This window comes from Frankia sp. CcWB2 (genome assembly GCF_977927585.1).
Genome location: NZ_CDWRCM010000190.1, coordinates 1 through 6,468 on the forward strand (window position 1 = coordinate 1; position 6,468 = coordinate 6,468).

Consider the following 6,468-nt stretch of genomic DNA (forward strand, 5'->3'; position numbering starts at 1 on the left):
GCCCACAGCCATGCCCGTGAACCGTCACCTACAGCAAGATCACTAAAGCAGGTGAATGTTTACAATCGAAGGTGTGGGCCGCGAAGTTTTTAGGGCACCAGTTTGGTTGCATAAATGTCACAGGCTCTCCGGAGTTTCGGCAACACCTGATGCACGGAGGCAACCATGGCGAACACGATCTACTCCGCCACCTCGACCGCCTGGGGTGGACGCGACGGACGGGTGGTGTCCAGCGACAACCGGATCGACCTCCAGCTCTCCGTCCCGAAGGGCCTCGGTGGTGACGACGGGCCGGGCACGAACCCGGAACAGCTGTTCGCCACCGGTTACGCGGCGTGCTTCCACGGCGCGCTCAAGGCCATCGCGCGCGAGAAGAAGATCGATGTCAAGGACTCGGCGGTGTCCGTGACCGTCGGGCTGATCAGGGACGACAACGGCAGCCTGGGGCTGAGCACGCGGATCGAGGCGCAGATCCCCGGCATCGAGCGGGCGGCCGCCCAGGAGATTCTGGAGGCCGCGCACGCCCTGTGCCCGTACTCCGTGGCCACCCGGGGCAACATCCCCTCCGAGGTGGTCCTCGTCGAGAGCGACTGACCCGGCTCCCCTGCTCACCTTGCCTATCCAGAGGGATAAAGCGGACACAAAACCCTCTGGATAGGCAAGTCTCCCTCGTTGCCGCAGATCTTGGACTCGCGACGAAGAGTCCTAATGTGACGCAAAGCACACCTCTGGGACGCAGCGTCGGCCCATTTCAGTGAAGATCGGCACTCAATATCCTAATGTGCCAGGAAGCGGCGCCACCCTCGACGTCGAGGAACCAGGACATGGCCCGAGACGGACGGAGGGCGCACAGTTGCGGATTGCGTTGTTGTCGTACCGGAGTCTGCCCACCTGCGGTGGCCAGGGTGTGTACGTCCGACATCTGTCCCGCGAACTGGTCGCCCTGGGGCACCGCGTCCAGGTGGTGAGCGGGCCGCCGTACCCGGTGCTCGAGGAGGGGGTCGGCCTCACCGAACTGCCCAGCCTCGATCTCTACCGGGACTCCGACCCGTTCCGGTGGCCCGGACTGGCCGAGTTCCACGGCCTGCCGGACGTCGTCGAGTTCGCCATGATGCGGACCGGCCAGTTCTCCGAGCCGCTCGCCTTCAGCCTGCGTGCCTGCCAGGCCCTGCGTCCCAGGGCATCCGGGGGCCGACCGCCGTTCGACATCGTCCATGACAACCAGGGGCTGGGATACGGCCTGCTGGCGCTGCGGGCGGCCCTGCGCCCGTACCGGATCCCGGTCGTGGGCACCGTGCATCATCCGATCACGGTCGATCGCCGCCTGCACCTCGCCGCGGCAACCACCTTCACGTCCCGGCTGGGCCTGCGCCGGTGGTACTCGTTCCTCCCGATGCAGGCCCGGGTCGCGCGGGGGCTGGACGGCATCGTCATCCCGTCGGAGAGCTCCCGGCGAGAGATCATCGCAGACATGAACCTCCCCTCAGCGGTCATGCACACGGTTCCGTTGGGAGTCGACGCCGACGTCTTCACGCCGGCGCCCTCGGGCAATCCGGCGGTTCCGGGCCGTGTCGTCGTTGTGACCAGCGCCGATGTTCCGCTCAAGGGCCTGCTCGTCCTGCTCGAGGCACTCGCGAAGCTGCGGGTGGATCGCTCGGCGCACCTGGTCTGCGTCGGCAAGGCCCGCGAAGGGGGAACGGCCCAGCGCCAGGTTGCCGAGCTGGGCCTGGCCGACGCCGTGACGTTCCGTTCCAACATGCCGGAACTGGAGCTGGTGGACCTGTTGCGCTCCGCCGAGGTCGCGGTCGTTCCCTCGCTGTACGAGGGGTTCAGCCTGCCCGCCGTCGAGGAGATGGCCTGCGGGATCCCGCTGGTCGCCACCACCGCCGGGGCGCTGCCCGAGGTCGCCGGTCCGGACGGGGAGGCCGCATTGCTGGTCCCGCCGGGGGATGCGGGGGCCCTGGCGGACGCCATCGGTTCCCTGCTCGACGACCCCGAACGACGGGCCCGAATGGGTGCCGCCGGGCGCCGCCGGGTGGAGGCGCGGTTCTCCTGGCGGGCGGCCGCCGCGGCCACCGCGGACTGGTACGCCGAGCGGATCGCGGCAGTCGGCGGGACGCCCACCTCCCCCTTCCCGGGACCTCCCGTCCCGGAACTGGGATCGGCGGCCCGCTGGGCGCCGCCCGTCCCGCCCTCCGGGATGCCGGCACCACTGTCCACACCCAGCGCCGCAACACCAGCACCGCTGTCCACACCCAGCGCCGCAACACCCAGCGCCGCAACACCAGCCACCGCAACGCCAGCACCGCTGTCCGCACCCGGCGCCGGGGCGTCCGCACCGGCGCCGTCGACGCTGACCGGCTGACGGCCGACGCATGCTGACCGTCGACTTCGACCGGTTTCCCGTCTCCGCGGGCTGCCGGCTGCTCGACCTGGGATGCGGCGCCGGGCGGCACACGTTCGAGGCGTTCCGACGGGGCGCCGAGGTCATCGCGCTGGACTACTCCGCCGACGAGGTCGCCGGCGTCAACGCGATGCTCGCCGCGATGGCCCTGGAGGGACAGGCTCCACCCAAGGCGAAGGCCGCCGGAGTACGCGGTGACGCGCTGGCGCTGCCGTTCGCCGACGGCACCTTCGACCGGATCATCGCCGCCGAGGTGCTCGAACACCTGCCCGCCGACACGGCGGCGATGGCGGAGATCGCCCGGGTGCTGCGGCCCGGGGGGTGGGTGGCGGTCACCGTCCCGAACCGGTTCCCCGAGCAGGTGTGCTGGAGCCTGTCGACGGCTTATCACAGCGTCGAGGGGGGCCATGTCCGCATCTACCGCCGGGACGAGCTTCGTGACCGGTTGACCGCGGTGGGACTGGAACCGGCCGGCACCCATTTCGCGCACGCCCTGCACGCCCCGTACTGGTGGCTGCGGTGTCTCGTCGGTGTCCACGACGACGGCCATCCGGCGACGCGGCTTTACCACCGGCTGCTGGTGTGGGACATGATGCGCCGTCCCCGCATCACCCGCCTCGCCGAGCGGGCCCTCAATCCGATCATCGGCAAGAGCATCGTGCTGTATCTGAGGAAGCCGGAGGTAACGCGTGCGGCCGGTTGAGTCTGCTCCGGTCCTGACCCCCGAGGCGCTCACCGCGACCGCGACCGCGATCGCCGTCGTCCAGGAGCCGGACGGCGCCATCCCCTGGTATCCCGGTGGCCATACCGACCCGTGGGATCATCTCGAATGCACCATGGCCCTCGACCTCGGCGGCCTGGTCGACGCCGCCGACGCTGCGTGGGCCTGGCTGTGTCGCAACCAGCGGCCGGATGGATCCTGGGCGACGAGCTACGTCGGCGGCGCGGTCAAGGAGGACTTCGCCGACAGCAACCAGTGCGCCTATGTCGCCACCGCAGCCTGGCACCGCTGGTTGGCCACCGGTGACCGCGCCTTCCTCACGAGGATCTGGCCGGTCGTCGAGGCGGCCCTGGACTTCGTCGTCGATATGCAGAGCCCGACCGGACAAATCTGGTGGGCCCGGTCGTCGGACGGTGTCGACTACCCCGAGGCCCTGCTGACGGGATGCTCCAGCACGTTGCACAGCCTGCGCTGCGGGATGGCGCTCGCCGCCCTGGTCGGGGAGGTGCCACCGGCCTGGGAACGGGCGACCGGCGCGCTGCGGCACACCCTCGTCGCTCACCCGGAGTACTTCGCCCCCCGCGACCGGTGGTCGATGGACTGGTACTACCCGGTGATCGGCGGAGCGATGCGCCGGTCCGCGGGTCGGTCCCGGCTCACCAGCCGGTGGGACGACTTCGTCGTCGACGGTCTGGGTATCCGCTGCGTGGCTGACGAGCCCTGGGTTACGGGGGCCGAGACCTGCGAACTCGCCATCGCCCTGCATCTCGTGGGCGAGACCGCCGCGGCGACCAAGCTGGTCATGGACATGCAGCACCTGCGGCACGCCGACGGGAGCTACTGGACGGGCTGGCAGTTCGAGACCGCGACGTTCTGGCCGGCCGAACAGTCAACCTGGACCGCGGCGGCGGTGATCCTCGCGGTCGACACGTTGGCCGGCGGGGTCACCGAGACCCTCTTCCGCGGCGACGACCTCCCCGAGGGGATCTGTGTCCTCGACAAGGAGTCCGACGAGCCTCGGCAGGGCGGCAGGCGGCTTTCGGAGCCGCGGACGGAGCCGCGGACGGAGGTGGGGACACCCGCCGAGCGCCGGCTTCCTCGGCAGCGGCCGGCCTGCGGCTGCCGCTCAGTCGACGCGGCGTAGGACGCGCAGCGAACCCGCGCACGACAGCTCGCGGAAGCCCTCCGCCAGCGCTCGCACCAGAACGTGGTAGGGTGCCTGGCCCCCGTCCGCCGGGTCCGGAAAGACGTCGTGGATGGCCAGGAGACCGCCGGGCCGCACATGGCGGCCCCAGGCCTCGTAGTCCGCCTGGGCCTGCTCCTCGGTGTGCCCACCGTCGAGGAAGAGCAGGTCGGCCGGGGTCGACCACCATCGCCCCACCCGTTCGGAGCGGCCGACGACCGCCGTCACGACGTCCTCGACGCCCGCGTCCTCCAGCGTCCGCCGCAGGAAGGGCAGCGTGTCCAGCTGGCCGCTACGCGGGTCGACGAGATCGGCATCGTGGTACTCCCACCCGGGTTGGTTCTCCTCCGACCCGCGATGATGATCCACGGTGACCATCGTCGCCCCCACCGTCCGGGCGGCCGCGGCCAGGTACAGGGTCGACTTACCGCAGTAGGTGCCGACCTCGCAGATCAGGCCGCCGGCCGATACCCGCGTCGCCGCCGCGTAGAGCGCCAGGCCATCCTCCGCGGGCATGAAGCCCGTCGCCGCCTCGGCCGCCCGCCGCAACACCACATCCACCGCCGACTCCCTTTTTCTCGCAGGACAGGTAGCCTTTCTCGTAGGACAGGTAGCGCGCGCCAGTGGCACGCTACCTGCCGAGCTGGGCGGCCACCTCGACCCGGCGGGCGAAGATCTCCTCGGTCCGCTCCTCCATCTCGCGGAGGGCCTTCTTGCGTCCGCGGCTCGACAGCCGGTCTATGTAGAGGCTGCCGTACAGGTGATCGGTCTCATGCTGCAGGCAACGGGCGAAATAGCCGGTTCCCTCCAGGCGGAGCGGGGCACCGTGCTGGTCCTGACCGCGGACAGCGGCATGCCCGAGCCGGGCGACCTCCATGTAGGCCCCCGGAACAGACAGGCACCCCTCATCTCCCTTGACGAGCCGGCGCTCCGTCGGCGGCGCCTCCTCCAGGACGGGGTTGACCAGATGGCCCACGTGCCGCACACCATCCTCGTCGGTGCAGTCGTAGACGAAGACCGCGGCGTCAACGTCGATCTGGTTCGCCGCGAGTCCGACACCTTCGGCGCCGTACATGGTGGTGAACATGTCGTCGATCAGCGCAGCGAGCTCCGCGGTCCCGAACTCGGTGATTTTCTTACAGGGCCGGTGCAGAACAGGCTCACCGACAACGGTGATCTTGCGGATGGAACCGCGGCCGACCTCCGGTGGCAGCTGCGGGTAGGAGTCGACCGGCTCCCCCTGCACCCGGACCCGCCGATCGACCTTCTCGTCCTTCTCGTCAGATCGCGCTAAGCGCGAGGCCATGGCGAGCATCTCCTTCCATCCGACCGGGGCGCGCCTGCGCGTGAGTCGATGCGGGGCCGGTCCTGCCGATCGGCAGGACCGGCCCCGCGCCACCGCCGATCCTCGACGTGCTTCGTTCGCTACGAGCTTGACAGATCGCACCCCCTGTCCGCTCGGTGGACTGGCCGCTCCCATGATCAACAGCATCACCAGGCGCGGCGCCATCATGGCTGCTACCTGCGGGAAGAGCGCGAACCTCAGACCATTCATTGCGTGGCATAACTTCATCGACACCATGCGTACATAGGAGTCGAAATGAAATAACTTGCGCGTTTCGAACCCTCCACAGGCCTGTGACCTGCGATGATGCTCTCGATCACGTATTTGTTACTTCATTACGTCCCCATAGGGCTCCCCGAAAAACCGGGGAGCCTTTTCCGTGCCCGGTCGCGCCCAGTCGCGTCCGGTCATGCCGGCCGTGTCCTGTAGCCGTTCCCGTAGCCGTTCCCGCGGAGACTGCGGACGCCGAATCGTCCGCGATCCGCGCGCGAGTAAGGATGGTTACCGGAAAGGATGAACAGAACGTTAAATCTAACTCACATACCGCCAACGCAACGTATCATCTCCCTCCTGGCGCACAGCCCACCCACAGACACCCGAACCCCAGCTGGTAAGGTGTCGGCCACGATAAAGCCGAACCAGCGATAAAGCCGAACCAGCAGAGAATCAGGCGCCCAGGTATTTACTTTTCGGCCAGGCGAGAGGAGTACAGCCCCGGTTCCCACGACTCCCTACACCAAAAAGATTTAGAATTATCCGGCGCATCTAGGAGTCGAAATGAAATAACTTGCGCGTTTCGAACCCCCCATAGGCCT

7 protein-coding genes are annotated in these 6,468 nt (G+C 68.6%); 5 read left to right on the forward strand and 2 right to left on the reverse strand.

Features of this window, described 5'->3' with window-relative positions; translation table 11 throughout:
- The first annotated feature begins 165 nt into the window (after nucleotides 1-165).
- The 4 genes from ACY45C_RS17440 (at nucleotide 166) to ACY45C_RS17455 (ending at nucleotide 4,269) form a co-directional block, all read left to right on the forward strand.
- The gene (locus ACY45C_RS17440; RefSeq protein ID WP_462188621.1) at nucleotides 166-594 is read left to right on the forward strand and encodes an organic hydroperoxide resistance protein; all 429 of its coding nucleotides are present in this window, start codon (nucleotides 166-168) and stop codon (nucleotides 592-594) included.
- 259 nt (nucleotides 595-853) lie between these two features.
- Complete coding sequence (locus tag ACY45C_RS17445) at nucleotides 854-2,365, forward strand: glycosyltransferase family 4 protein (RefSeq protein ID WP_462188622.1); 1,512 nt, start codon at nucleotides 854-856, stop codon at nucleotides 2,363-2,365.
- A 10-nt stretch (nucleotides 2,366-2,375) separates the two neighbouring features.
- Entirely contained in the window at nucleotides 2,376-3,107 is a 732-nt protein-coding gene (locus tag ACY45C_RS17450) for a class I SAM-dependent methyltransferase (RefSeq protein ID WP_462188623.1), read from the forward strand.
- Nucleotides 3,094-4,269, forward strand: a complete 1,176-nt coding sequence (locus ACY45C_RS17455; RefSeq protein WP_462188624.1) for a hypothetical protein — start codon at nucleotides 3,094-3,096, stop codon at nucleotides 4,267-4,269. Before ACY45C_RS17450 ends, ACY45C_RS17455 begins: the two co-directional genes overlap by 14 nt.
- Here ACY45C_RS17455 and ACY45C_RS17460 read toward each other — a convergent pair.
- Both ACY45C_RS17460 and def read right to left on the reverse strand, forming a co-directional pair.
- A complete protein-coding gene (locus ACY45C_RS17460; RefSeq protein ID WP_462188625.1) occupies nucleotides 4,252-4,869 on the reverse strand; it encodes a class I SAM-dependent methyltransferase in 618 nt (205 codons plus the stop codon). The two genes, ACY45C_RS17455 and ACY45C_RS17460, sit on opposite strands and share 18 nt — an antisense overlap.
- A gap of 70 nt (nucleotides 4,870-4,939) precedes the next feature.
- Nucleotides 4,940-5,614, reverse strand: a complete 675-nt coding sequence (gene def / locus ACY45C_RS17465) for a peptide deformylase (RefSeq protein WP_462188626.1) — start codon at nucleotides 5,612-5,614, stop codon at nucleotides 4,940-4,942.
- Nucleotides 5,615-5,956: 342 nt separating this feature from the next.
- On the opposite strand from def, the gene ACY45C_RS17470 reads away from it, so the two are divergent.
- Complete coding sequence (locus tag ACY45C_RS17470; protein ID WP_462188627.1) at nucleotides 5,957-6,082, forward strand: hypothetical protein; 126 nt, start codon at nucleotides 5,957-5,959, stop codon at nucleotides 6,080-6,082.
- Nucleotides 6,083-6,468 lie beyond the last annotated feature (386 nt).

Bases quoted from the DNA above. Each gene is read 5' to 3' on its own strand.
- ACY45C_RS17440 (WP_462188621.1), top strand. From the start codon at position 166: ATGGCGAACACGATCTACTCCGCCACCTCGACCGCCTGGGGTGGACGC.
- ACY45C_RS17450 (WP_462188623.1), top strand. From the start codon at position 2,376: ATGCTGACCGTCGACTTCGACCGGTTTCCCGTCTCCGCGGGCTGCCGG.
- def (WP_462188626.1), bottom strand. From the start codon at position 5,614: ATGGCCTCGCGCTTAGCGCGATCTGACGAGAAGGACGAGAAGGTCGAT.
- ACY45C_RS17470 (WP_462188627.1), top strand. From the start codon at position 5,957: ATGATGCTCTCGATCACGTATTTGTTACTTCATTACGTCCCCATAGGG.